Source organism: Variovorax ureilyticus (assembly GCF_050632185.1).
GTDB classification, from domain to species: domain Bacteria; phylum Pseudomonadota; class Gammaproteobacteria; order Burkholderiales; family Burkholderiaceae_C; genus Variovorax; species Variovorax ureilyticus_A.
In genome coordinates this window covers 2,301,062-2,324,568 of record NZ_CP192579.1, presented here as the reverse complement: position 1 = coordinate 2,324,568, position 23,507 = coordinate 2,301,062, and the positions used below count along the sequence as shown (strand labels likewise).

Annotated in this window: 18 protein-coding genes, 2 tRNA genes and 2 pseudogenes; 11 read left to right on the top strand and 11 right to left on the bottom strand. The window is 66.4% G+C overall.

From position 1 onward, the window contains the following. Positions 1 to 2: 2 nt before the first annotated feature. From ACQ858_RS11485 to ACQ858_RS11470, 4 genes are all read right to left on the bottom strand, one after another. Positions 3 to 818 (bottom strand): isocitrate lyase/PEP mutase family protein, encoded by an 816-nt coding sequence (locus tag ACQ858_RS11485; protein WP_431276727.1) that lies wholly within the window; start codon positions 816 to 818, stop codon positions 3 to 5. Beyond that, complete coding sequence (locus ACQ858_RS11480; RefSeq protein ID WP_431276726.1) at positions 815 to 2,038, bottom strand: serine hydrolase domain-containing protein; 1,224 nt, start codon at positions 2,036 to 2,038, stop codon at positions 815 to 817. Before ACQ858_RS11480 ends, ACQ858_RS11485 begins: the two co-directional genes overlap by 4 nt. A gap of 83 nt (positions 2,039 to 2,121) precedes the next feature. Next, positions 2,122 to 2,940, bottom strand: coding sequence for a formate dehydrogenase accessory sulfurtransferase FdhD (fdhD, locus tag ACQ858_RS11475; RefSeq protein ID WP_431276837.1), 819 nt, complete (start codon positions 2,938 to 2,940; stop codon positions 2,122 to 2,124). Positions 2,941 to 2,999: 59 nt separating this feature from the next. After that, complete coding sequence (locus tag ACQ858_RS11470; RefSeq protein ID WP_431276725.1) at positions 3,000 to 5,324, bottom strand: FdhF/YdeP family oxidoreductase; 2,325 nt, start codon at positions 5,322 to 5,324, stop codon at positions 3,000 to 3,002. Between the two features lie 25 nt (positions 5,325 to 5,349). On the opposite strand from ACQ858_RS11470, the gene ACQ858_RS11465 reads away from it, so the two are divergent. The 4 genes from ACQ858_RS11465 to ACQ858_RS11450 all read left to right on the top strand — a co-directional run bounded on the left by ACQ858_RS11465 (position 5,350) and on the right by ACQ858_RS11450 (position 9,764). After that, positions 5,350 to 6,267: a 1-acyl-sn-glycerol-3-phosphate acyltransferase gene (locus ACQ858_RS11465; RefSeq protein ID WP_431276724.1), complete on the top strand. Its 918-nt coding sequence runs from the start codon at positions 5,350 to 5,352 to the stop codon at positions 6,265 to 6,267. A 108-nt stretch (positions 6,268 to 6,375) separates the two neighbouring features. After that, complete coding sequence (locus ACQ858_RS11460) at positions 6,376 to 6,948, top strand: TetR/AcrR family transcriptional regulator (protein ID WP_431276723.1); 573 nt, start codon at positions 6,376 to 6,378, stop codon at positions 6,946 to 6,948. Between the two features lie 72 nt (positions 6,949 to 7,020). Next, positions 7,021 to 7,494 carry a (2Fe-2S)-binding protein gene (locus ACQ858_RS11455; protein WP_431276722.1) on the top strand — a complete coding sequence of 158 codons (474 nt, stop codon included), beginning with the start codon at positions 7,021 to 7,023 and terminating at the stop codon, positions 7,492 to 7,494. Between the two features lie 17 nt (positions 7,495 to 7,511). Beyond that, entirely contained in the window at positions 7,512 to 9,764 is a 2,253-nt protein-coding gene (locus tag ACQ858_RS11450; RefSeq protein WP_431276721.1) for a molybdopterin cofactor-binding domain-containing protein, read from the top strand. 282 nt (positions 9,765 to 10,046) lie between these two features. Here ACQ858_RS11450 and ACQ858_RS11445 read toward each other — a convergent pair whose 3' ends face one another. The 3 genes from ACQ858_RS11445 to ACQ858_RS11435 form a co-directional block, all read right to left on the bottom strand. Further along, complete coding sequence (locus ACQ858_RS11445) at positions 10,047 to 10,457, bottom strand: DoxX family protein (protein ID WP_431276720.1); 411 nt, start codon at positions 10,455 to 10,457, stop codon at positions 10,047 to 10,049. Between the two features lie 599 nt (positions 10,458 to 11,056). Continuing rightward, a tRNA-Arg gene (locus ACQ858_RS11440) sits at positions 11,057 to 11,133 on the bottom strand. A gap of 52 nt (positions 11,134 to 11,185) precedes the next feature. Then, positions 11,186 to 11,974: an SDR family oxidoreductase gene (locus tag ACQ858_RS11435; protein ID WP_431276719.1), complete on the bottom strand. Its 789-nt coding sequence runs from the start codon at positions 11,972 to 11,974 to the stop codon at positions 11,186 to 11,188. A gap of 103 nt (positions 11,975 to 12,077) precedes the next feature. Here ACQ858_RS11435 and ACQ858_RS11430 point away from each other — a divergent pair, with 103 nt between their 5' ends. After that, on the top strand, positions 12,078 to 12,332 hold the full coding sequence (locus ACQ858_RS11430; RefSeq protein WP_431276718.1) for a hypothetical protein: 255 nt from the start codon (positions 12,078 to 12,080) through the stop codon (positions 12,330 to 12,332). A 45-nt stretch (positions 12,333 to 12,377) separates the two neighbouring features. Here ACQ858_RS11430 and ACQ858_RS11425 read toward each other — a convergent pair. The 3 genes and pseudogenes from ACQ858_RS11425 to ACQ858_RS11415 all read right to left on the bottom strand — a co-directional run bounded on the left by ACQ858_RS11425 (position 12,378) and on the right by ACQ858_RS11415 (position 14,966). Then, positions 12,378 to 12,454 (bottom strand) — tRNA-Pro (locus tag ACQ858_RS11425). Between the two features lie 50 nt (positions 12,455 to 12,504). Beyond that, on the bottom strand, positions 12,505 to 13,209 hold the full coding sequence (locus ACQ858_RS11420) for a glutathione binding-like protein (protein WP_431276717.1): 705 nt from the start codon (positions 13,207 to 13,209) through the stop codon (positions 12,505 to 12,507). Between the two features lie 75 nt (positions 13,210 to 13,284). Beyond that, positions 13,285 to 14,966, bottom strand: a pseudogene (locus ACQ858_RS11415) (FAD-dependent oxidoreductase). A gap of 143 nt (positions 14,967 to 15,109) precedes the next feature. On the opposite strand from ACQ858_RS11415, the gene ACQ858_RS11410 reads away from it, so the two are divergent. From ACQ858_RS11410 to ACQ858_RS11400, 3 genes are all read left to right on the top strand, one after another. After that, the gene (locus tag ACQ858_RS11410) at positions 15,110 to 15,985 is read left to right on the top strand and encodes a GNAT family N-acetyltransferase (protein WP_431276716.1); all 876 of its coding nucleotides are present in this window, start codon (positions 15,110 to 15,112) and stop codon (positions 15,983 to 15,985) included. A 74-nt stretch (positions 15,986 to 16,059) separates the two neighbouring features. After that, positions 16,060 to 18,237 (top strand): polyphosphate kinase 1, encoded by a 2,178-nt coding sequence (gene ppk1 / locus ACQ858_RS11405; RefSeq protein WP_431276715.1) that lies wholly within the window; start codon positions 16,060 to 16,062, stop codon positions 18,235 to 18,237. A 4-nt stretch (positions 18,238 to 18,241) separates the two neighbouring features. Further along, on the top strand, positions 18,242 to 18,703 hold the full coding sequence (locus tag ACQ858_RS11400) for a SixA phosphatase family protein (RefSeq protein ID WP_431276714.1): 462 nt from the start codon (positions 18,242 to 18,244) through the stop codon (positions 18,701 to 18,703). A 20-nt stretch (positions 18,704 to 18,723) separates the two neighbouring features. Here the strand turns inward: ACQ858_RS11400 and ACQ858_RS11395 are convergent. Then, positions 18,724 to 20,258, bottom strand: a pseudogene (locus tag ACQ858_RS11395) (exopolyphosphatase). Between the two features lie 235 nt (positions 20,259 to 20,493). On the opposite strand from ACQ858_RS11395, the gene pstS reads away from it, so the two are divergent. From pstS to pstA, 3 genes are read left to right on the top strand one after another with little or no spacing between them, the layout of a single operon-like run. Further along, complete coding sequence (pstS, locus tag ACQ858_RS11390; protein WP_431276713.1) at positions 20,494 to 21,537, top strand: phosphate ABC transporter substrate-binding protein PstS; 1,044 nt, start codon at positions 20,494 to 20,496, stop codon at positions 21,535 to 21,537. Positions 21,538 to 21,554: 17 nt separating this feature from the next. Then, positions 21,555 to 22,625 carry a phosphate ABC transporter permease subunit PstC gene (pstC, locus tag ACQ858_RS11385; RefSeq protein ID WP_431276712.1) on the top strand — a complete coding sequence of 357 codons (1,071 nt, stop codon included), beginning with the start codon at positions 21,555 to 21,557 and terminating at the stop codon, positions 22,623 to 22,625. Then, the gene (gene pstA, locus ACQ858_RS11380) at positions 22,622 to 23,506 is read left to right on the top strand and encodes a phosphate ABC transporter permease PstA (protein ID WP_431276711.1); all 885 of its coding nucleotides are present in this window, start codon (positions 22,622 to 22,624) and stop codon (positions 23,504 to 23,506) included. Before pstC ends, pstA begins: the two co-directional genes overlap by 4 nt. Position 23,507 lies beyond the last annotated feature (1 nt).

Sequence of the window (23,507 nt, the reverse complement as noted above, 5' to 3'; positions counted from 1 at the left end):
GGTCAGCGGAACAGCTCGTTGAGTTCCGCGCCCGAGGCCGCGTCTGCGAAGCCGTCGAAGCGGCCTTCGGCCAGCGTGCGGGTAGCGCGCATGAAGCCGCCCCATGCCGCGCGCGCGAGTGCGCCGCCGACGCTCACGCGCCGTACGCCCATGGCCTCGATGTCCGCGAGTGTGAACTCGCTCGTCGCGCCGACCAGCAGGTTGACCGGTTTCGGCGCGACCGCGGCGACCACCGCCGCGATCTGCTCGCGCGTGCGGATGCCCGGCGCGTAGAGGCAATCGGCGCCCGCATCGGCGTAGGCCTTGAGCCGCCGGATCGCGTCGTCGAGATCGGGCCGGCCGGCGAAGAAGTTCTCCGCGCGGCCGATCAGCAGCGTGTCGCCGCCTTCCTGGTCGATCGCGCCGCGTGCCGCGCGCATCCGCGCCACCGCGACGTCGAGCTCGAAGAGCGGTGCGCCCGGATCGCCGGTGGAGTCTTCGATCGACAGGCCCGCGATGCCGGTGTCGATCGCCATGCGCACGCTTTGCGCCACGCCTTGCGGATCGCGCGCGAAGCCGTTCTCGAAGTCCGCGTTCAACGGCAGATCGGTCGCGGCGACCATCTGGCGCAGATGGGCGAGCACCGCCTCGCGCGTCACCGCCCCGTCTCGGCGGCCCTGCGACCACGCGTGGCCCGAACTGGTCGTCGCGAGCGCCTTGAAGCCCTGGCTCAGCAGGAAGCGCGCGCTGCCCACGTCCCACGGATTGGGGATGATGAAGCAACCCTGTTCATGAAGGGCGCGGAAGGCCGCGCGCTTTTGTGCAACGGCCAGTGTCATGAAGCCCCCGAGGTGCGACGCGTGGCCGCGGCTTCGTCGTCGATGGCCTTCTGCACGGCCTTGTAGAAGACCTCCCGCGCCTCGGCGTCGGTGCGGTTGCTGGCGCCTCCGGCCCAGTCGCTGTTGGAGGCGATCACCAGCTTGCGCTTCGGGTCGATGAAGATGCCCTGCCCGAAGATGCCGCGCGCCGCGAAGCTGCCGTCGTCGTAGGTCCACCACTGGAAGCCATAGCCGCGGCCCGGCCGGCCGATGTCGGCCTGCCGCGTCGTCGCCTGCGCGAACCAGTCGTCCGGCACGAGGGGCTGGCCGCCCACTTTCGCCCCATTGAGAACGAACTGCCCGAAGCGCGCGAAATCGCGCGTGGCGGCCTGGATGCAGCAGCCGCTGATTTCCTGGCCGGTGCGGCTCAGGATCCAGGTGGCCTGCTGTTCCATGCCGGCCGGGATCCAGATCTTCTCGGAGAGGTAGCTGGCGAGCGGCTTGCCGATCGCGCGGCTCAGCAGAATGCCCACCAGGTTGGTTTCGCCGGTGCTGTAGTTCCAGCGCGTGCCGGGCGGCGCGGCCCGGGGCAACTTGCGCAGGTAGCTCACCAGCGCATCGACGCCTTCCTCGGGCTGGTGGTTGTTGAAGCGCGCGACATCCGAGTTGGGGTCCGCGTAGTCCTCGTTCCAGCGCACGCCGGAAGTCATGGTCAGCAACTGCCGGATGCTGACGTCGTCATAGGCCGAACCCTTCATCTCCTTGATGTAGTCGCTGACCTTGTCGTCCAGGCTGCGGATGTGGCCGTCGCGCAGGGCGGCGCCGAGCAGCGTGGACGTCATGGATTTCGCGACGGAGAAGCTGGTCCAGCGCCCGTCACGGTCGAAGCCGAGCCCGTAGCGTTCCAGCCGCAGCTTGCCGTCGTGGAGGATCACGATCGCGGCGCTGCGCTGCTGCGCCATGTAGGCGTCGAGATCGAGCGGAAGCGCCAGTGGCGGGCCCGGCGGCAAAGGCGAAGGCGCGCTGCCGGCGGGCACGACGTGCGCCTTCGCGAGGAACGGAATCCGGTCGAGCGCGCGGAACGCCGCATCGCGCTGCGGCTGGCTCCAGAACAGCACGTCGCGGTTGGTCGGGAGCGTGGCGAGCAGGCCGCGCGTTTCCTTGTCCAGGGTGAACCAACCCGCCGCACCGGCCACGACGGCACCGGCGAGTGTCCCGAGAACGACCTTGCCAAGCTTCATGCTGCCAATCCTTCGTTGATGACGTGCAGCGCATTGGACACGAATCGGGCCGATGCGCCATCCGCATCGGCCCGATGCGTGCTTCAGAAAGCCGCGGGGCCGGGCGCGTACAGCACGCCGCGCGGCGCGCGGCACAGGCCCCAGAGGCGCAGGCCGGAAAGCTGGGCCACCTGCACGCCGGTCGAGGTCGGCGCCGAGATGGTCGCCAGTGCCGCGATGCCGAGCCGCGCGCACTTGCGCACCAGCTCGTGGCTGGCGCGGCTCGACAGGACGACGAAACCAGGCTCGCTCAACCGGCCCGCGCGTGCAAGCCTGCCGAGCAGCTTGTCGAGCGCGTTGTGGCGACCGACGTCTTCGAGCACGTCGGTCAGTTCGCCGCCCAGTGTCGACCAGGCGGCGGCGTGGATCGCGCCGGCCTCGGCGTTGAGCACCTGCCGCGCGGGCAGTGCAGCGAAGGCGCGGAGCACCGTCTCCAGATCGACGCGCTCGATCCACGCACGCCGCGCGACGGGGCAGGGCGCGAGGTCGAGCGCCGCGAAGCTCTCGGCGCCGCAGATGCCGCAGCCCGTACGGCCGGCCATGCTGCGCCGGCGGCCCTTGAGGCGCTCGAAGCAGCGGGGCGAGATGTCGAGCTGCACTTCGATGCCGTCGAGGCCCTCGGGCAATCCGGCATCCGCCGCGTCGACCATGCGCACCTCGATGTCGCGGCAATCACGGACGTGTTCGATGATTCCTTCGCTGAGCGCAAAGCCCAGCGCGAACGGCTCCAGGTCGGCCGGCGTCGCCATCATCACGGCGTGCGAGACGCCGTTGAAGACCAGCGCCACCGGCACTTCGGCGGCCAGCGTGTCGTCGCAGCTGCGGCCCGCGGCGGGCGCGTCTGCTTCGCCGACCACACGCACCGAATGCCGCGACAACGGCCGCGCGAGCTGCGTCAGCGGCGCGTCCTCGATCAACGGGCTCAAGCCGCCACCTCTTCGGCGGCTGCCGCTGGCTCCGGCGCGGTTCGGTGCGGGGTGAGGATCACCGGGATCGACTTGGACGCCGGCGTACCTGCGTTGCGTGCAACCGCGTCGAGCGGCACCAGCGGATTGGTCTCCGGGTAGTAGGCTGCGAGATTGCCGCGCGGAATGTCGTAGGCGACGAGCCGGAAGCGGTCCGCGCGACGTTCCTCGCCGTCGTCCCAGACGGTGCGCAGATCGACCCAGTCGCCGTCCTTGAAACCCAGCGCGCGGATGTCGTCCTCGTGGATGAACACCACGCGGCGCTGGCCGAACACGCCGCGATAGCGGTCGTCGAGCCCGTAGATGGTGGTGTTGTACTGGTCGTGCGAGCGCGTGGTGAGCAGCGTGAAGACGATCGCATCGCGCACCCGCGCGCGGGCGAGGTGCGAGGGCGTGTCCTGCGGCACCGCATGCGTGGCGAAGCTCGCCTTGCGCGACGGCGTCTCCCAGACGCGCTCGCTGGCTGCGTTGCGCAGGCGGAAGCCGCCGGGCGCGGCCACGCGGCGGTTGAAGTCCCTGAAGTCGTCGAAGACGGCCTCGATGCGGTCGCGGATTCGGCCGTAGTCCTCGATGAGCCAGAGCCATGGCGTCCTGCTGTGCTGGCCGATGGTCGCGGCCGCGAGTCGCGCGACGATGGCGGGCTCCGACAGCAGGTGCGCCGAGGCCGGTGGATTGATGCCGCTCGAGATGTGCACCATGCCCATCGAGTCCTCCACCGTCACGCCCTGCGCGCCGCCGGCCTGCATGTCGACCTCGGTGCGGCCGAGGCAGGGGAGAATCAGCGCCTCGCGGCCGTGCACCACGTGGCTGCGGTTGAGCTTGGTGGTCACATGCACCGTGAGGTCGCACTTCTGCAGCGCCTTCCAGGTGGTCGGCGTCTCGGGCGTCGCCGCCGCGAAGTTGCCGCCCAGTGCGAAGAAGACCTTGCCCCTGCCGGCCAGCATCGCGCGGATGGATTCGACCGTGTCGAAACCGTCGTCCCGGGGCGGCTCGAAGCCGAACACATCGCGCAGGCGGTCGAGCAATGCGGCAGGCGGCTTTTCCCAGATGCCCATGGTGCGGTCGCCCTGCACGTTGCTGTGGCCGCGCACCGGACAGGGGCCCGCGCCTTCGCGGCCGATGTTGCCGCGCATCAGGAGCAGGTCGACCAGCATCTGGATCGTCGCGACCGCGTGCACATGCTGCGTGATGCCCATGCCCCAGCAGACGATCGCGCGCTTCGCGTGGCGGTACACATCGGCCGCGGCGCGGATCTGCGCTTCGGCGAGGCCCGATTCGCGCTCCAGCAGCGGCCACGATTCGGCGCGCAGGTCCGCGGCCAGCGCGTCGAAGCCGGTGGTGTGCTCGGCGATGAAGGCATGGTCGAGCACCGTTTCGCCCGCGTCTTCGCGCTCCAGGAGGTGCTTCATCATTCCCTTGGCCACCGCGAAGTCGCCGCCCACGCGCAGCTGGAAGTAGTGCGTGCTGATGGGCGTGGAGCTCATGGTCGCCATCTCGAGCTTGTCCTGCGGATCGGCGAAGCGTTCGAGCCCGCGCTCGCGCAGCGGATTGAAGCTCACGATCTTCGCCCCGCGCCGGTGGGCCGCGCGCAGCTCGCCGAGCATGCGCGGATGGTTGGTGCCGGGGTTCTGGCCGAAGATGAAGATCGCGTCGGCGCGCTCGAAATCGTCGAGCGTGACCGTGCCCTTGCCCACGCCGATCTGCGGGCGCATGCCGCTGCCGCTGGGCTCGTGGCACATGTTCGAACAGTCGGGGAAATTGTTGGTGCCGTACTCGCGAACGAAGAGCTGGTAGAGGAAGGCAGCCTCGTTGCTGGCCCGGCCGGAGGTATAGAAGATCGCCTGGTTCGGATCGGGCAGCGCGTTGAGATGTCTCGCGATCAACGCGAAGGCGTCGTCCCATTCGATGGGGCGGTATTTGTCGCTGCGAGGGTCATAGACCATCGGGTGCGTCAGGCGGCCCTGGTCCTCGAGCCAGAAGTCGCTCTGCTTGGCGAGCTCGGTCACGGTGTACCGATCGAACAGATCCGGGCCCGCGCGGCGCGCGGTGGCTTCGGCGGCGACAGCCTTCACGCCGTTCTCGCAGAACTCGAAGCTGGAGGCATGGTTGCGGTCCGGCCATGCGCAGCCGGGGCAATCGAAGCCGTCGGGCTGGTTGGCCGAGAGCATCGTCCGCGCGCCCTTGATCGGGATGTCCTGTTTCAGCAGCGTCTGGGTCACGCTGCGCAACGCGCCCCAGCCGCCGGCCGGTCCTTTGTAGAAGGCAATTCGCTGTTCCTGCATCCGGCGAGTTTTCAAAAACTGCCGGTTGAGCGTCAAATTGAATCGCGACATGCTGCGATTCAATTCGGAAATGATCACGGACGCGAAGCTGGACGGTGTCGAGACGCTCACCGAGGTCAACATCGTCGACCTCCTGGATTCGGTCGGCCTGTTGCGTCTTCGTGGCTCGCCTCTGCGCCACCTGCTGCGGCCTGCGGCTCGCCGCTTTGCCTTGACGGCGCACGAGTTCGATAGGCGCGTCGGCAAAGAAGGTCTTGCCCATGGCAGTGCGTGGTTGATGAGCCGCATGACGGCAGGCCTTGTCACGTCAGGTCTGGAGCATGTTCCGGCCCACGGCCCTCTGGTCGTTCTCGCCAACCACCCTGGTATGACGGATACGGTCGCGCTCTTCACCAGTCTCGCGTCGCGGTCGGACCTTCGGGTGATTGCCTCGGATCGCCCCTTTCTTCGTGCCTTGCCCCACGTGGCGCGTCAGCTCCTTCTTCTGCCTGAAGACACGGCGGGGCATGTGGCAGTCATACGGGCTGCCGCACGGCATTTGCAGGAAGGAGGCGCTCTGTTGACCTTCCCGGCGGGAGACATCGAGCCTGATCCCGCCACGTTGGGGCCGCGGCGGGCAATTGCGTCATTGCAGAACTGGTCCAGCAGTTTTGCCTTGTTCGCGCGGTTCGTACCTCGAGTGCGATTTGTGCCTGCACTCGTGAGCAATGTCATTTCGCCGGACGCGCAGAGGCATCCGCTCACCCGCTTGCGTCGTACGGCGCGCAACAGAGAGAAACTTGCTGCTGCGATGCAGGTTGCGCTTCCTCGCTATCACGGACTTGTCGCGAGAGTCGCGTTCGGACACGTGCCAGACGCAGGACCGGAGAGGGCGCAGGAGCTCAGTGCATCCATTGCTGCGCAAATGCGCCGTCTGATCCTTGCGGAATCGTCGGCACGCTGACCGAGCGGCGTTGATTCCCAGAGGTGCGTCAGTCTTCCGTTCGCGGTGCGTTCGTTGTTTTAATGAATATTTGTTCGTCAAAAAGTCAAAAGGCGCTAGGATCGCACCGTGAAACCCAAGGATGACGAAAAGCTCCGTGCCATCGCCGAAGCGACGTTTTCGCTGGTCGAACAGACCGGCCTGAGCGGCCTGACGATGGCGGCCATCGCGCGCGAGGCGGGCTTGGCCACGGGCACGCTGTACGTCTACTTCAAGTCGAAGGAAGAGTTGATGGTCGCGCTCTACGAGCAGGCCAAGACGACCACCGCCGCCAGCCTCATGAACGGCGATGACCCGAAGGCGCCGTTTCGCAGCCGCTTTCGGCGCATGTGGATGAACTGGCTCGAACACCGCCTGACGCACTATGCGCAGGTCGTCTTTCTGGAGCAGTACTACAACTCGCCCTGGTTCAGCGAAGAGAGCCGCAATCTCTCCGCCCGGCTGATCAAGGATTGGGTCGATCTGATCGAGTCGGCCAAGGCGCAGCAGATCCTGAAGGACGTGCCCACGGTGCTGTTGATCAACAGCTTCGGCGGCTCGGTGCGCGAGACCGCCAACCTGCTTCGCTCCGGCGCGCTGGCCCGCACGGACGAGAACCTGGCGATGGCCTTCGGGCTTTGCTGGGACGGCATCAAGGCCTGAGGCGCTTGACCTGACCCCAGGACAGGCCTATTGTTTTGCCGAACCAATATTCATCAAAAAGAGAGTCCCACCATGACCATCTTGAACATCAACGGCAAGGACCGTCAGGTCGACGCCGATCCCTCCACCCCCATCCTCTGGGCCCTGCGCGACACGCTGGGCATGACCGGCACCAAGTTCGGCTGCGGCGCGGCGCTGTGCGGTGCCTGCACCGTGCACCTCAACGGCCGGGCGATCCGCTCGTGCGTGACGCCGATCTCCGCCGCGGCGGGCCAGAAGATCACCACCATCGAAGCGGTCGCCGATGGCGGCGACAAGGTCGGCAAGGCCGTCCGCGACGCCTGGGTCAAGCATGACGTGGCGCAGTGCGGCTACTGCCAGAGCGGGCAGATCATGTCGGCCACCGCCTTCCTGAAGACCGTCACGCCCGGCAAGCTGCCCAGCGAAGCCGAGATCGATTCGGCCATGGCCGGAAACATCTGCCGCTGCGGCACCTACGCGCGCATCCGCGCCGCCGTCGCCGACGCCGCCAGGGCCCTGGCTTGAAGAAAAGGGAGATCACCATGAACTTCGATCAAGCCACGTTCGAACTGCCCGCCAACCTTCGCGCGTTGATGAGGCGCCATGAGGACACCGCCGAACCCGGCGGCCTGCCGCGTCGCAGCTTCCTGAAGCTCACGGCGGTGAGCGGCTTCGCGCTCGGCGTCTTCCCGATGGCGGCGCTCGCGCAGGACACGGGCGCCGCGGCCCCCAAGCCGGCGGGCCTGAAGCCGCTGCAGCAGCCGGCGGCCTTCGTGCGCATCGACCGCGACGGCACGACCACCATCACCATCAACCGGCTCGACTTCGGGCAGGGCGTGCAGACCGGATTGCCGATGATCCTGGCTGAAGAGCTCGACGCCGACTGGTCCAAGGTCCGAAGCGTTCACGGCACCAACGACCCGGCTTATGTCGATCCCGCCTTTGGCATGCACATCACGGGCGGCTCGGGTTCGATCAAGAATTCGTACACGCAGTACCGCGAACTCGGCGCCCGCACCCGCGCCATGCTGGTCAGCGCGGCGGCGGCGCAATGGAAGGTCGATGCCGCGACGCTGCAGACGCGCAATGGCGCCGTCATCGGCCCCGGCGGCAAGCAGCTCGGCTACGGCGAGCTGGCCGAAGCGGCGATGAAGCTCCCGGTGCCCGAGACCGTCAAGCTCAAGTACCCGAAGGACTTCCGCCTGATCGGCAAGCCCACCGGCCGGCTCGACGCGCAGGCCAAGTCCAGCGGGCACCAGAGCTACGGCATCGACATGCGCCTGCCCGGCATGCTGACCGCTGTCGTGTCGCATCCGCCGGTATTCGGCGCAAAGCTCAAGTCGATGGACGACAGCGCCGCGAAGGCGATCAAGGGCGTGAAGGCCGTGCTGCGCGTGCCGCTGGACCGCGGCGCCGAAGGCGTGGCCGTGGTCGCCGACGGCTATTGGCCCGCCAAGCAGGGCCGCGATGCGCTCAAGCTCGAATGGGACACCGGCGGCGTCGAGAAGGTCGACAGCGAGAAGCAGCTCGCGCAATACCGCGAACTCGCGACGAAGCCGGGAAATCGCAAATACGACGCCGATGTCTCGAAGCTTGCCGGAGCCCCGCACAAGATCGAGGCCGAATTCCTCTTCCCCTACCTCGCTCACGCGCCGATGGAGCCGCTCAACTGCACCGTCAGCCTCGCCGGCGGCAAGGCCGAGGTGTGGACCGGCACGCAGATGCCGGGCATCGACGGCATGGCCGCGGCGAAGGTGCTGGGCGTGCCGCCGGAGAACGTCAAGGTCCACGTGCAGATGGCGGGCGGCGGCTTCGGCCGTCGCGGCCTCCTGACCAGCGACTTCGTGGCCGAGGCCTGTGGCGTCGTCAAGGCCGCGCAGGCCGCGGGCATTGCCGCACCGATCCGCACGCTGTGGAGCCGCGAGGACGACATCAAGGGCGGCTACTACCGCCCGATGCATCTTCACACCGCGAAGATCGGCTTCGACGCGCAAGGCAAGGTCATCGGTTGGGATCACGTCATCGTGGGCCAGTCGCTGCTGATGGGCAGCATGTTCGAGCCGATGATGGTCAAGGACGGCATCGATGGCACCGCCGTCGAAGGCATGAAGGAGCCCTACGACGTGCCGATGCGGCTCACGGTGCATCACCCCAAGCTCAACGTGCCGGTGCTCTGGTGGCGCAGCGTGGGCTCGACCCACACCGCGTTCGTCATGGAAACGCTGATCGACGAGGTCGCCCGCACCATTGGACAGGACCCGGTCGCGTATCGCATGAAGCTCATCGGCGACCAGCACCCGCGCCACAAGGCGGCGCTGCAGCTCGCGGTGGACCAATCCGGTTACGGCAAGAAGAAGCTCGAAGCGGGCCGGGCCTGGGGCGTGGCGGTGCACGAATCTTTCAATTCGGTGGTGGCCTATGTCGTCGAAGCGTCAGTGAAGGATGGCACGCCGGTCCTGCACACCGTGACGGCGGGCGTGCACTGCAATCTCGCGGTCAACCCGAAAAGCGTGGAAGCGCAAGTGCAGGGTGGCGCGGTGATGGGCCTGTCGATGTGCCTGCCCGGTGCGGCGATCACGCTGAAGGATGGCATGGTGCAGCAGAGCAACTTCGGCGATTTCGTCGTGCCACGAATCACCGACATGCCGCAGATTGCCGTCCACGTGGTGCCTAGCGCCGACGCGCCCACCGGAATGGGCGAGCCGGGGCTGCCGCCGCTGGCGCCGGCATTTGCGAATGCGGTCGCGGCGATCACGGGGAAGCCGGTGCGGGAGCTGCCTTTCAGGCTGGCTTGAGAGATCGACGTGGGCCCGGCGACACGAAAATTCCGGCATCTCGTGTCGCCGTTTGCGACTTTCCGGCATCTCCTTTAGGAGAAGCCTGCAGAGCCATGTCCTCTGTGGTCATCACCCTTGAGTTCGCAAACTCCGCGGCCTGCTGCTGCAGCTGTTGGCCGAGCGAATCCGGCGCGACGCATGGCGGGCCAGTCCCGCCCTTTTGCGTGCTGGAGACTGAATCACAGCCTCCATTGCCGAGGCACAGAAGATTAAGTCCGAATGGATCGCGGCAATGCACTTTCAGGCGCGCGCCTTCTTTGCGGTTTTCAGTGCCCAGGCGCCATCACCGAGCAAGAACAGCGCAACCAAGCCGACTACCCAGAACGCAGGATATTCCCAGCCGCCGCCCTTGTTGGTGAAGAGCCAGCCATTGGCGCCGTGCACAAGGACAATCGTGCCGAGCATCTCGAGTGCTAGAGGCAACGCGACTATGGGCGCATAGATGCCGAGAATCAGAGCAAAACCGCCGAGTAGCTCCAACGCGATCACGGCATACGCCAGGATCGCCGGAAGCCCCAGGGAGGCGAAATAGCCGACAAATCCCGGAACGGAAAAGACAAACAGCTTCAGGCCTACATGGGCCAAGAACATGGCTCCAAGGCTCAAACGCAGCAGGAGCGCGGCATAGGGGGCGGTAGATGTATTGATCATGAGCAAAGCCAGTCCAGTGTGGTTGAATCTAAAAAAGGTTGGCAGAGGCGAAGCCTACGGACAGACGAAATTCGCTGCGTCATGGCATTGGGTTGCTCCAGTCAATGTTCTGTGTCCCGGCAATGCGGTGCGCTGCGCTGGATCCAAAGAGCTGCCGAGGGCCGAGATGGTGAGGGGAAGAGCCGCCTTCCGGCCTCTCCATCCAGTTACTTAATATAGTTAGCTCGTTTGGGTGTAATCTCGGTACTTTTCCCTAGGAAGACCAGACCGAATTAGCAAACGAAGCTTATTAACACGCAAGCAAATGGTGATTGAGACTGGAATTCCGGTGTTCAAGAACAATTGGAAACGTGCGCTTTTGGACGAGTTTATTGATCGCTATCCGAGGTCTCGCGGAACCTCTACAGGATCTAGCTAAGGTTCTCATGGCGGGCGGGCGGTTAGCCATGGGCTCATCCGGCTTGCCGTCTAGGTTAGAGCGCGTTGGAGCCGTATCTGTCTGCGGCGTTTGCCTCCCCTTTTTCCGGCATATCTTGTCATTCCGGCCAAGTTATGCCGGAATCCACAACGACGGCGGCGCCGGTTCTCGACGAAATGGGTGGCCTGCCCGGAGGGGATCGAACCCCCGACAACCTGCTTAGAAGGCAGGTGCTCTATCCAACTGAGCTACGGGCAGTGAGTGTGGGTGCGAGATTCTAAGGCGGCGAGGGGGCGCAGGCCCGCGGGGCTCAGACCACCATCGGTGTCGCCGCGCCGTCCATCGAGACAATCGCGCCGGAGATGTAGCCCGCGCCCGGCGATGCGAGGAAGACGACCGCGTTGGCGATGTCCTCCGCCTGGGCGAGGCGGCCGAGCGGCATGCGAGCCTCTGCGTCGCGCAACACCTCGGCTTCGGGAATCTTGCGCAGGCGCGCATCGGCCGCAATGCCTTCGGCCATGCGGTCGGTCAGCGTCAGGGCCGGATTGACTGCGTTGACGCGAACGCCGCGGGGCCCGTAGGCCGCGGCGAGACCGGCCGTGGCCAGCATCAGCGCCGCATTTGCGGCCCCGCCCGCGAGATGCGTCGGCGTGGCCACCTTGCCGCCCATGCCGATCACGTTCACGATCGCGCCCGAGCCCCGTTCGCCCATGCGCTTGATCACGGGGTCCATCACGTTGATGTAGGTGAAGAATTTCGCCTGCATCGCGTCCCGCCAGGTTTGCGGCTGCAGTTCGTCGAACGGCGTCCGCCGTGCGGCGCCGGCGGAGTTGACGAGGATGTCGATCGGGCCGGACGCTGCCTGTACCGCGTCGACCATGTGCTGCGCGGCGCGCGGATCGCTCAGGTCCGCGCTGTAGCCGCCGACCGCGTGCCCTTCCGCCAAGAGCTGCGCAGCAGCCGCTTCGAGATGCGCCGGGCTTCGGCCCGCGATGCTGACCTTCGCGCCTTCCTTGAGGAAGGCTCGCGCGCAGGCCAGCCCGATGCCCCGGCTGCCGCCCGTGACGAGTACGTGTTTGCCGGTCAGTTGAAGGTCCATGCCGTCTCCAGGAGGTTGTTCGCAATCGGTGGATTGTGCGGTGTTGCCGGGATGGGGACTCGTCCATACTGCGGGCACCTGAATCGTCACGTGGGGATTCCCGATGAGATCTCTTCTGCTTGCCGCGATGGTGTTGTTGTTCGCCGGGTGCGCCAATCTCGGAAAGCCCGAGGGCAGCGCGCTGGCCCCGCCCTTGATGGGCCACTACTGCGATGCACCGGTGGACGGGGCCTGCCTTGGCTGCGACATCCGCTGCTCGTACTACGAGCGTGCAAGCTGCAAGGCCGGCGTGACGACGCGCGTGGCGGGAAGTGCCCAAGGGGTGTGCACGCGCGGCGCGGTGTGCGAATGCAAATGAAGAATGCCCGCAACGACTGACGTCGATGCGGGCATTGCGTTTTGATGGTCGGGGCGGCGGGATTCGAACTCGCGACCCTCTGCTCCCAAAGCAGATGCGCTACCAGGCTGCGCTACACCCCGACAAGCCTTCTATTCTAACCTGATGGCGGAGCGCCCCGGGACGCAGCACATCAGCGACGCTGATATTGCGTCTTGCCGAAGAGAATCTCGCGTTCCTTGTCGCCCGTGATCGGCGTGCGCAGGTCCGCAAGAACCTTGACGCCGCGCTGCACCGCAGGCCGTGCTGCGATGCCTTCGAACCATTGCTTCAGGTGCGGGAAGTCCTCGAGCGTGATGCCCTGGTTTTCATAGCTGCGCAGCCACGGGAAGATCGCGATGTCCGCGATCGAATAGCTGTCGCCTGCGATGAACTTGTGCGTCGAGAGCTGCTTGTCGATCACGCCATAGAGGCGCTTGGCCTCGTTCGAGTAGCGGTCGATGGCGTATTGGATCTTCTCCGGCGCGTAGTTTCGGAAGTGGTGCGTCTGCCCGAGCATCGGTCCGACGCTGCCCATCTGGAACATCAGCCACTGCAGCACCGCAAATCGGCCGCGGTCATCTTCGGGCAGGAACTTGCCGGTCTTGCCGGCGAGGTAGACGAGGATCGCGCCGGATTCGAAGAGCGAGATCGGCTTGCCGTCCGGTCCTTGCGGATCGGTGATCGCGGGGATCTTGTTGTTGGGGCTGATCTTCAGGAAGGCGGGCTCGAACTGGTCGCCCTTGCCGATGTTGACCGGATGCGCACGATAGGGGAGGCCGCATTCCTCCAACATAATGTGAACCTTGTGGCCGTTCGGCGTGGCCCACGAATAGACGTCGATGGGTGCTTGGGACATGTCTCGGGATTCCAGGAAGAGTGATGACGGGCCGGCCAGCATAGCCGCCGTCGTCGATTCGTGCAGGCATTGCCTTCAGGCCACCGCGCCCTCGCGTGCCGCGAGGTGCTGATGGATGAGCGCCACGACCGCCGCGCCTTCGCCGATGGCGCCGCCCACGCGCTTGACGGAGCCCGAGCGCACGTCGCCGACCGCGAACACGCCGGGGACGCTGGATTCGAGCGGCGCAGCCACCTTCGCCGGAAAGCCGCCGCGCGCCGCGGGCCCGGTCAGCACGAAGCCGCTTCTGTCGAGCGTGATGCCGCAGCCTCCGAGCCAGTCCGTTTCCGGCACCGCCCCGATGAAGAGAAAGATGTTGCGTGCCGGGCAGTCCTGCTGGTCACCGCTGCGGCGGTCGCGCCAGGTGGCGCCGTTCAGCCCGGTCGCCGGCTCGCCGTGCAAGTGAACGAGCTCGGTGTAGGGCCGCAGCGAGATGTTGGGCGTGGCCTCGATGCGGTCGATCAGATAGCGCGACATCGTGGCCGCGAGCGACGGGCCGCGCACCAGCACGTTCACCTTCGCGGCGTGCTGCGAGAGGAATACGGCCGCTTGTCCCGCGGAGTTGCCACCGCCCACCAGCGCGACTTCCTGCTGCGCACACAGTTTCGCTTCGAGGGCGGAGGCCCAGTACCAGATGCCGCGCCCTTCGAATTCCGCAAGGCGGGGACCTCGGGCCGCCGGTAGCGCGCGCCGCTTGCAATCACCACCGTCTTCGAGCGCAGCCGCCGGCCGTCGACCAGTTGCACTGCGACCTCGCCCTTCGATTCCGCATCCGCGCAGTCAAGCGAGGACACCTGCGCCGGGATCAGCATCTCGACACCGAACTTCTGCGCCTGCACGTAGGCGCGGCCGGCCAGCGCGCCGCCCGAGATGCCGGTGGGAAAGCCAAGGTAGTTCTCGATGCGCGCGCTTGCGCCGGCTTGTCCGCCGAAGAAGCGGCAATCGACGACGATGACGCGAAGCCCTTCCGACGCCGCATAGACCGCCGTCGCGAGCCCGGCCGGGCCGGCGCCGACCACGAGGACGTCGAAGAGCTCCTGCCGCTCGATGGAGTCGACCATGCCCAGGCAGCGCGCCAGGGCGTTCTCCGTCGGATTGACCGAGACCGAGCCGTCGGGGCAGACCACCAGCAGCTGTGCCTCGCCGTATTGTTCGAGCAGGGCCGCCGCGTCGCGGTCTTGCGTGGCGTCGACGACGTGGTAGGGATGGCCGTTGCGGCCGAGGAAGTTCTGGATCCGCAGCAGGTCGGCCGACTGCGGCGGGCCGATGAGGACCGGCCCGCTCGCGCCCGATTCGATCAGCGCGACCCGCCGCAGGATCATGGCGCGCACCAGGCGCTCGCCCAGGTCGGCCTCGGCGATGATCAGCGCGCGCAACTGGTCCGGTGGCACCAGCAGGGTCTCGACCCGGCCTTCGGCATGGCCATCGACCAGCGCGGGGCGTCCGGAAAGCTGGGCGACTTCGGCCAGGAACTGGCCGGGCCCCTGCCGTTCGATCGGCACCACGTGCCCCAGGCCGTCGCGCTGCGTGATCGCCACCACGCCATCCAGAACGACGAACATGCCCGGCCCGGGCTCGCCGGCCGTGAAGAGGCACGCACCGTCGTCATAGCGGCGGACGGTGCCGAAGCGGCGGATGCGCTCGATGTCCGCGGCGCTCAGCACCGGAAACATCTGGTGGCGGCGGGTCTCGACCTCGATGCGTGCTTCGTTGGTCATGAAAACTCCAGGACTCCGTTGAGCGAATTCCCGGCATTAAACGCCGATGCGCCGGATTTGGTTCGAGTCACGCAATTGCCACCGGACTGACACGCTTGTTTCACCGCGGGTGCCGAGACTCCCTCCGCAGAAAGGGACCCCGCATGAAAGAACTGCCCACTCCGACGTTTCCGTTCTCGCAACTGGGCCTGCGTGCCGCCCTCTGGCCTGCCCAGGCTCCGGCGCCTCGTTCCGAGGCAATCGCCGTGCCGCACGCAGCGCAGCCGGCAGAGAAGGAGGGGGCGGGTGGCATCAGTGTGAGCTGGGCGCGTCATCTGGATGAAGTGCGTGCGGCGCAGCGCCTGCGCTACGAGGTCTTCGCCGGCGAAATGGGCGCGCGCCTCTCGACCTCGATCGAGGGACATGACGTGGACCTGTTCGATGACTTCTGCGAGCACCTGCTCGTGCGCGACGACGCGACCGGCCAAGTGATCGGTACCTACCGGGTGCTCACCCCCGCGCAGGCCCGGCGGGTCGGCAGCACTTACAGCGACACCGAATTCGACCTGACCCGGCTGCGCGACCTGCGCGAGCGGATGGTCGAACTCGGCCGCAGTTGCGTCCATGCCGAGCATCGTCAGGGCGGCGTGATCCTCGCGCTCTGGGGCGCGTTGGCCGGTTTCATGAGCCGCAACGGGCTCGACACCATGATCGGCTGCGCCAGTATCCCGATGTGCCACAACGGCGTGACGAGCGGCGACGCGGCGGCAAGCATCTGGCGCCAGTTGTCGGAAACCCACCTTGCACCTATTCAATATCACGTGCAGCCGCGCTTGCCGCTTCCGGTGCATCGGCTCGACGACTCGCTCGCCATCGAGCCGCCCGCGCTGATCAAGGGTTACCTGCGGCTCGGCGCCAAGGTGCTCGGGCCGCCGGCCTGGGACCCGGACTTCAATAGTGCCGACCTGCCCATGATGATGCGCATCGAAGACCTGCCCGCGCGCTATCGCAAGCACTTCCTTGGCAACCCGGCCGATTGAGGCCGATTGAGACAGCGGGGAAATACCGTCATATGACTGTCACTCAACTGTCATAAGCTGTCACCTTTTGGTCTATGGTTGCGTCTGTGTCGGCTGCTCCTGAGTTCGTATCCCCATCGCCGGAACCCGGCGACAACCCGATCGTCCCCGTCAAGCCCGGGCTCACGCTGCTCGATCGCGACCACAGCATCCTGGCCTTCAACGAGCGCGTGCTCGACTGGGCGCATCGACCGGAGGTGCCGCTGATCGAGCGGCTGCGCTACCTCACCATCGTTTCGTCGAATCTCGACGAGTTTTTCGAGGTTCGGGCCGCGCCGCATCTGGACGCTCACCTCGCCGGCGAGCACAAGGGCAACTACAGCATCGATTCGTTCGAGCGGCTGGCCGACGCGGCGCATGCGCTGGTGGACCGGCAGTACGCGCTGTACAACGACGAGCTCATCCCGGCGTTCGCGGCCAAGGGCATCCAGATCATCTCGCACGGCGAACGCAATGCGGTGCAGCGCAAATGGGTGCACGACTATTTCGAGCGCGAGGTTCGCCCGTTGCTCATCCCGGTCGGGCTGGATCCTGCCCATCCGTTCCCGCAGGTCGCGAACAAGTCGCTGAACTTCATCGTGCGGCTGGGCGGCAAGGACGCCTTCGGCCGCGAAAACCCGATCGCGATCCTGAAGGTGCCGCGCGTGCTGCCGCGCATGATCCGCATGCCGAGCAAGGTGTCGGGCGGCAAGACACTGTTCATCGCGCTGTCGAGCGTGGTGCGGGCGCATCTGTCGAGCATGTTCCCGGGGCGCGAGGTTGGCGAGTTCTCCCAGTTCCGGGTGACGCGCCATTCCGACCTCGCGGTCGACGAGGAAGATGTCAAGAACCTGCGCACCGCGCTGCGGCAAGGTCTTCAGCACCGTCATTTCGGGCAGGCCGTTCGCCTGGAGGTGTCGTCGAGCTGCGCCGAGTCGCTCGCGAGCTTCCTGCTCGCGCAGTTCGATTTGCCGCCGCAGGCGCTCTATCGCGTGCACGGGCCGGTCAACCTCGCGCGCGTCGCTCAGATGATCGACCTGATCGACGAGCCGCAGCTCAGGTTTCCGCCGTACCAGGCGTCCTACCCGGTGACGCTGTCGCCGGGGCAGTCCTTCTTCGAGCGGCTGCAGCAAGGCGATGTGCTCATTCACCAGCCTTTCGAGAGCTTCGAAGGCGTGCTCGCATTCCTGCGCGAAGCGGTGCAGGACCCGCAGGTGCTCGCGATCAAGCAGACGATCTACCGCACCGGCGCGGACTCGCAGATGATGGATCTGCTGCGCGAAGCGGTGCGTCGGGGCAAGGAAGTGACCGCGGTCGTGGAGCTCAAGGCGCGCTTCGACGAAGAGGCCAACATCAACTGGGCCGAGATGCTCGAATCGATCGGCGCCCAGGTGGTCTATGGCGTGGTCGGCCTGAAGACCCACGCGAAGATGCTGCTGGTCACGCGCCGCGAGGGCAAGCAAATGCGCCGCTACGGGCACCTGTCGACCGGCAACTACAACCCGCGCACCGCGGCGCTCTACACCGACATCAGCCATCTGACGGCCGATCCGCTGCTCACGGCCGACATGGAGGCGGTGTTCGTCCACATGGCCAGCCAGAGCCGCCTGCCGAAGCTCAACCGGATGTGGCTCGCGCCCTTCGATCTGCATCGCAACCTGATCGCACGCATCGACGCGCTGGGCGCGGCATCGGTCGCCGGGGAACCGACGCGCATCGTCGTGAAGATGAACGCCCTGACCGACGAGGCCCTGATTGCCGCGCTGGTGAAGGCGGGACAGAACGGCGTCAAGATCGACCTGATCGTGCGCGGCGCCTGTACCTTGCCGGCGAAGGTGCCGGGGCTGACCGACAACATCCGCGTGCGCTCGGTGATCGGCCGCTTCCTTGAACATTCGCGCGTGTTCTATTTCCGGCAGGGCAACGATGAATCGCTCTATCTGTCGAGCGCCGACTGGATGAACCGCAACATGATGCGGCGTATCGAGCTGGCCTGGCCCGTGACCGACCCGGTGCTGCGCCAGCGGCTCATCGACGAATGCCTGGTGGCCTACCTGCATGACGGACGCGATGCCTGGAACCTGGACCCCGATGGCGTGTATCACCGCGTCAACGGGGACACCCACGCGGGCGAGGAGGGGGCGAAGCGCTCCGATGAAGGCCATGGCGCTCAGACGGCGCTCATGAATCGTTATGCATCGCGCGGATTCCGACGCGCCGCACCCCGGAGCTGACACCATGGATCTGATTTTCTGGCGCCACGCCGAGGCCGAGGAGTGGGTCGAGGGCATGGACGACATGCAGCGCTCGTTGACCCCGCGCGGCGAGAAGCAGGCCAAGCGCATGGCCGCATGGCTCGACCGTCAACTGCCGGAAGGCACTCGCATCGTCTGCAGCCCCGCCCGGCGCTGCGAGCAGACGGTGCTCGCGCTCGGCCGCAGATACAAGTTGCGCAGCGAGCTCGCGCCCGACACGACGCCCGACGCCTTGCTCTCCGCCACGGGTTGGCCCAACGGCAAGTCGGTGGTGCTGATGGTCGGCCACCAGCCCTCGCTCGGCCAGGCCATTTCGCTGCTGCTGGGCTTGCAGCAGGACAGTTGCCCGGTGCGAAAGGGCTCGGTCTGGTGGATTCGCACGCGCGAACGAGACGGCGACGTGCAGACCGTGGTGGTGACGGTGCAGGCGCCCGAGCTGCTGTAGCTCGGTTCCTCGGGGTGGCCCTAGGCGGCTGCCTTCAGCCCGCCGGCGAGCTCGACCCGCCAGTTGGTCTTCTGCCACGACAGGGCCTCTTCCCGCAAGAGGTGGCTCGACTGGGGATAGATTTCGGCCCATTCCGGCCGCGTGGTGATCGTGAAGAGTCTGCTGCCGGGGGGTGGGTGATCCTGAAGCCCGACAGGTCCGGGTCCCGCCGCGCGTGGCAGAGGATCACCGCCAGGCGCAGGGCGAGGAGTTGCCAGACGAAGGTCTCGTCGTCCAGCACCATCTCCAGCTTGCGCAGCTTGCCCCGGTGGCCGAGCACGAGTTGGCTGAGCCAGTGCATCTCGTTGACCGCGAAACCCGGCGCCTCGGCGTTGTCGAGGATGTAGGCGCCGTGCTTGTGATAGTCGCTGTGCGAGACGTGGGTGCCGATCTCGTGGAGCTTGGCGGCCCATCCCAGCTTGCGTAGCGAGCGGCCGGCGCGGCTGGTGGTGCTGGCACCCCGCGCGCGTGGCTCGAGCTGCAGGAACAGTTCGGCCGCGGTCTCGCCGACCCGCCCGGCCTGCGCAGCGTCGGCCGCAAAGCGGTTCGCCAGCCGGGCGACCGTGGAACTGCGCAAATCGGCCACGACGTCGTCGCGTTCCAGCAATTCATAGAGCACGCCGTGCCGCAGGGCGCCCTGGGCGACGCGCATCTCCTCGATTTCGAGCAGGTCGAACACCGCGCGCAGCACGCTCACACCGCCGCCGATCACGGCCTTGCGGTCCTCGCGCATGCCTTCGATGCGCAGGCGGTCGGCACTGCCGGCCTTCAGGAGCTTGTCGAGCAGCCAGTCCAGCCCTTCGCGTGTGACGAGCCCGGGCTCGCTGCCGGAGGCCGCGAGCACGTCGCCGACCGCGCCGATCGTGCCCGATGAGCCATAGGCCACGTCCCAGCGGTCCGGCACGTAGGTGGATAGCGCTTCGTCGAGCACCGCCTTGGCCGCGACCTCCGCGGCACGGAAGGCCGCGGGCGTGAACAGGCCTTGCCCGAAGTGTTTCATCGACCATGCGACGCTGCCCACGCGGTAGGACTCCATGGCCTCGGGCTTGAGCCCCTGCCCGAGGATGATTTCCGTCGAGCGGCCGCCGATGTCGACGACCAGCCGGCGCTCGCTGTTCGAGGCGTCGGTGTGCGGCAGCATGTGGGCGACGCCCAGGTAGATCAGGCGCGCTTCCTCGTGACCGGAAATCACGTCGATCCCGAACCCCAGAATGGTGCGCGCGCGCAGCAGGAACTCCTCGCGGTTGCGCGCCTCGCGCAGCGTTTGCGTGGCGACTGCGCGGACCTCCGAGCGCTTGAAGCCTGCCAATCGCTCGGCGAAGCGGGCGAGGGTGTCCCAGCCCCGCTGCATCGCTTCGGGGGTGAGATTGCGGGCGCCGTCGAGGCCGTTGCCCTGGCGGACGGTCTCTTTGATGTACTCGGTACGGTGGATCTGGCCGTGATCGACCCGGCCGATTTCCAGTCGATAGCTGTTCGAGCCCAGATCGACCGCGGCGAGGCGGGTTCCGTTTTGCATGTTGAAGTGGAGATTTCGGGGCTTGATCGTAGCCGGATGGGCGCGATGGCCGTATCTGGCGAGGGGACAAGGCTAGGCGCGCTGTGTGACGATTCAATGACAGCGTCACACACTGACGCCCGTTCGGGAGGATGATTCTCCTCTGTCGAGTATGTCATCGCACTGTCACACAAGCTTTCTAGAGTGCATGCCAACCCCTGAAAGGGGGCATTTGTGCATTTCAAAGGAAGCCTTTATGAAAATGACGTTCAAGTTCGCAGCCGCCGCCGGCCTGATCGCCGCCGCATTTGCCGCGCATGTTTCCGCCTTCGCCGAGGAGGCCACGGGCGCCGGTGCCAGCTTCCCGGCGCCGCTGTACTCGAAGTGGGCGGCTGACTTCAACAAGGCCACCGGCGCCAAGATCAACTACCAGTCCGTGGGTTCCGGCGCGGGCATCAAGCAGATCGACGCCAAGACCGTGGACTTCGGCGCTTCGGACATGCCGCTGTCGGACGACGAGCTCAAGAACAAGGGCCTGATGCAGTTCCCCACCGTCATCGGCGGCGTGGTGCCGGTGATCAACATCCAGGGCATCAAGTCGGGCGAGCTCAAGCTCAGCGGCGCGGTGCTGGGCGACATCTACCTGGGCAAGATCGCCAAGTGGAACGACCCGGCCATCAAGGCGCTGAACCCGTCGCTGAACCTGCCGGACGCGGCCATCGCCCCGGTCCGTCGTGCGGACGGCTCGGGCACCACGTTCCTGTTTACCAACTACCTGAGCAAGGCCAACCCCGAGTGGAAGGCCAAGGTGGGCGACGGCACGGCGGTCAACTGGCCCACCGGCGCGGGCGGCAAGGGCAACGAAGGCGTTGCGGCGTTCGTGAACCGCCTGCCCAACTCGATCGGCTACGTGGAGTACGCCTACGTCAAGCAGAACAAGATGAACTACGCCCAGATGCAGAACAAGGAGGGCCACTTCGTGTCGCCGGACGATTCGGCATTCAAGGCGGCTGCGGCGGGCGCGGACTGGAGCAAGAGCTTCTACCAGGTGCTGACGGACCAGTCGGGCAAGGAATCGTGGCCGATCACCGGCGCGACCTTCATCCTGATGCACAAGACGCAGGACAAGCCGGCGCAGGCGACGACCACGCTGAAGTTCTTCGACTGGGCCTACAAGAACGGTGACAAGACCGCCGGCGACCTCGACTACGTGCCGATGCCCGACAAGGTCAAGGGCGCGATCGCCACCGCGTGGGGCGACATCAAGGATGCGTCGGGCAAGCCCGTCGCTTACAAGTAAGCAAGACCGGCGTGCCTATGGGCAAACCGCTTGACGGCACGCCGCTTTCGGAGCGCCCTGTGTCATCCACATTTCCTGCGAACGCCACGCCGCTCGACATCAATGCCGAGCGCCGGCGCGTGAAGGCGAGTCCGCCGCCGGCCAAGCGCCCGCGCTCCGGCCCTGCGGCCGACCGCCTGTTCGGCCTCGCCGCCAAAGGCGCGGCGCTGCTCACGCTGGCGATGCTGATCGGCATCCTCCTTTCCTTGCTGGTCGGCGCCTGGCCGGCCATCGCCAAATTCGGTCTGGGGTTCCTCACCAGCAGCGTGTGGGACCCCGTCCAGAACGAATTCGGCGGCCTCGTGATGATCTACGGCACGCTGGCCACTTCCTTCATCGCTCTGATGATCGCCGTGCCGGTGAGCTTCGGCATCGCGCTCTTCCTCACCGAGATGTCGCCGGCCTGGCTCAAGCGGCCGCTCGGCACCGCCATCGAACTCCTTGCGGCCGTGCCTTCGATCGTCTATGGCATGTGGGGCCTCTTGGTTTTCGGCCCGATCCTTTCCACCTACGTGCAGCAGCCGCTGCAGAAGCTCTTCGCGGGCGTGCCATACCTCGGTGCGCTGGTTTCCGGGCCGCCGGTGGGCATCGGCATCCTGTCGGCGGGGATCATCCTCGCGATCATGATCATTCCGTTCATCGCCTCGGTCATGCGCGACGTGTTCGAGGTCACGCCTTCCCTGCTCAAGGAATCGGCCTACGGGCTCGGCTCCACGACGTGGGAAGTGGTCTCCAAGGTCGTGCTGCCCTACACCAAGGCCGGCGTGGTCGGCGGCGTCATGCTCGGCCTCGGCCGTGCGCTCGGCGAGACGATGGCCGTGACCTTCGTGATCGGCAACACCAACCAGCTCGCATCGCTGTCGGTTTTCGAAGCGGCGAACAGCATCACATCGGTGCTTGCGAACGAGTTCGCCGAAGCCGGCGCAGGCCTGCATCAGGCATCGCTGATGTATCTCGGCCTCGTGCTGTTCTTCATCACGTTCGTGGTGCTGTCGCTGTCGAAGCTGCTGCTGGCGCAGATGCGCAAGAGTGAAGGGAAGAAGGCATGACCACCGTTGAACGCCTGCAGAGCGCCAAGGCGCTCGAGGAAACGCGCGCGGCCAAGTTTGCCGGCCGCAAGCGCGTCAACGTCATCGCGCTGGGGCTGTCGCTCGCTGCGATGGCCTTCGGCGTCTTCTGGCTCATCTGGATCCTCTGGGAGACGCTGCGCCTGGGCTTCGGCGGGCTCACGCTCTCTGCGTTGACGGAGATGACCCCACCGCCGAACGACGCCGGCGGCATCGCCAACGCGATCTTCGGGTCGGTGGTGATGGTGGCGCTTGCCACCTTTATCGGCGCACCGATCGGCATCATGGCCGGCATCTACCTGGCCGAGTACAACCCCAAGGGCTGGCTGTCGAGCGTCATTCGCTTCGTCAACGACATCCTCTTGTCGGCACCATCGATCGTGATCGGCCTGTTCGTCTACGCGCTTGTCGTGGCCCAGTTCAGGTCGTTCTCGGGGATCGCCGGCGCGGTGGCGCTTGCGCTGATCGTGATCCCGGTCGTGATCCGAACGACCGAGAACATGCTGCAGCTCGTGCCGCCCGGTTTGCGTGAAGCGGCCTATGCGCTGGGCACGCCGAAGTGGCGGGTCATCCTGAGCATCACCCTGCGTGCCGCGCGTGCGGGCGTCGTGACCGGCGTGCTGCTGGCGGTGGCGCGGATCGCGGGCGAAACCGCGCCGCTGCTCTTCACCGCACTGAGCAACCAGTTCTGGACTGCCGACCTGACGCAGCCGATGGCCAGCCTGCCGGTGACGATCTTCAAGTTCGCGATGAGCCCCTACGAGAACTGGCAGCAGCTCGCCTGGGCGGGTGTGTTCCTGATCACGCTCGCGGTTCTCGCACTCAACATCCTCGCGCGGGTTCTCACGCGCAACAAGCTCTGAT

Excerpts from the sequence above, each read along its gene's own strand:
- ACQ858_RS11485 (WP_431276727.1), bottom strand. The coding sequence starts at position 818 with ATGACACTGGCCGTTGCACAAAAGCGCGCGGCCTTCCGCGCCCTTCAT.
- ACQ858_RS11480 (WP_431276726.1), bottom strand. The coding sequence starts at position 2,038 with ATGAAGCTTGGCAAGGTCGTTCTCGGGACACTCGCCGGTGCCGTCGTG.
- ACQ858_RS11470 (WP_431276725.1), bottom strand. The coding sequence starts at position 5,324 with ATGCAGGAACAGCGAATTGCCTTCTACAAAGGACCGGCCGGCGGCTGG.
- ACQ858_RS11455 (WP_431276722.1), top strand. The coding sequence starts at position 7,021 with ATGACCATCTTGAACATCAACGGCAAGGACCGTCAGGTCGACGCCGAT.
- ACQ858_RS11450 (WP_431276721.1), top strand. The coding sequence starts at position 7,512 with ATGAACTTCGATCAAGCCACGTTCGAACTGCCCGCCAACCTTCGCGCG.
- ACQ858_RS11445 (WP_431276720.1), bottom strand. The coding sequence starts at position 10,457 with ATGATCAATACATCTACCGCCCCCTATGCCGCGCTCCTGCTGCGTTTG.
- ACQ858_RS11435 (WP_431276719.1), bottom strand. The coding sequence starts at position 11,974 with ATGGACCTTCAACTGACCGGCAAACACGTACTCGTCACGGGCGGCAGC.
- ACQ858_RS11430 (WP_431276718.1), top strand. The coding sequence starts at position 12,078 with ATGAGATCTCTTCTGCTTGCCGCGATGGTGTTGTTGTTCGCCGGGTGC.
- ACQ858_RS11420 (WP_431276717.1), bottom strand. The coding sequence starts at position 13,209 with ATGTCCCAAGCACCCATCGACGTCTATTCGTGGGCCACGCCGAACGGC.
- ACQ858_RS11410 (WP_431276716.1), top strand. The coding sequence starts at position 15,110 with ATGAAAGAACTGCCCACTCCGACGTTTCCGTTCTCGCAACTGGGCCTG.
- ppk1 (WP_431276715.1), top strand. The coding sequence starts at position 16,060 with ATGGTTGCGTCTGTGTCGGCTGCTCCTGAGTTCGTATCCCCATCGCCG.
- ACQ858_RS11400 (WP_431276714.1), top strand. The coding sequence starts at position 18,242 with ATGGATCTGATTTTCTGGCGCCACGCCGAGGCCGAGGAGTGGGTCGAG.
- pstS (WP_431276713.1), top strand. The coding sequence starts at position 20,494 with ATGAAAATGACGTTCAAGTTCGCAGCCGCCGCCGGCCTGATCGCCGCC.
- pstC (WP_431276712.1), top strand. The coding sequence starts at position 21,555 with ATGGGCAAACCGCTTGACGGCACGCCGCTTTCGGAGCGCCCTGTGTCA.
- pstA (WP_431276711.1), top strand. The coding sequence starts at position 22,622 with ATGACCACCGTTGAACGCCTGCAGAGCGCCAAGGCGCTCGAGGAAACG.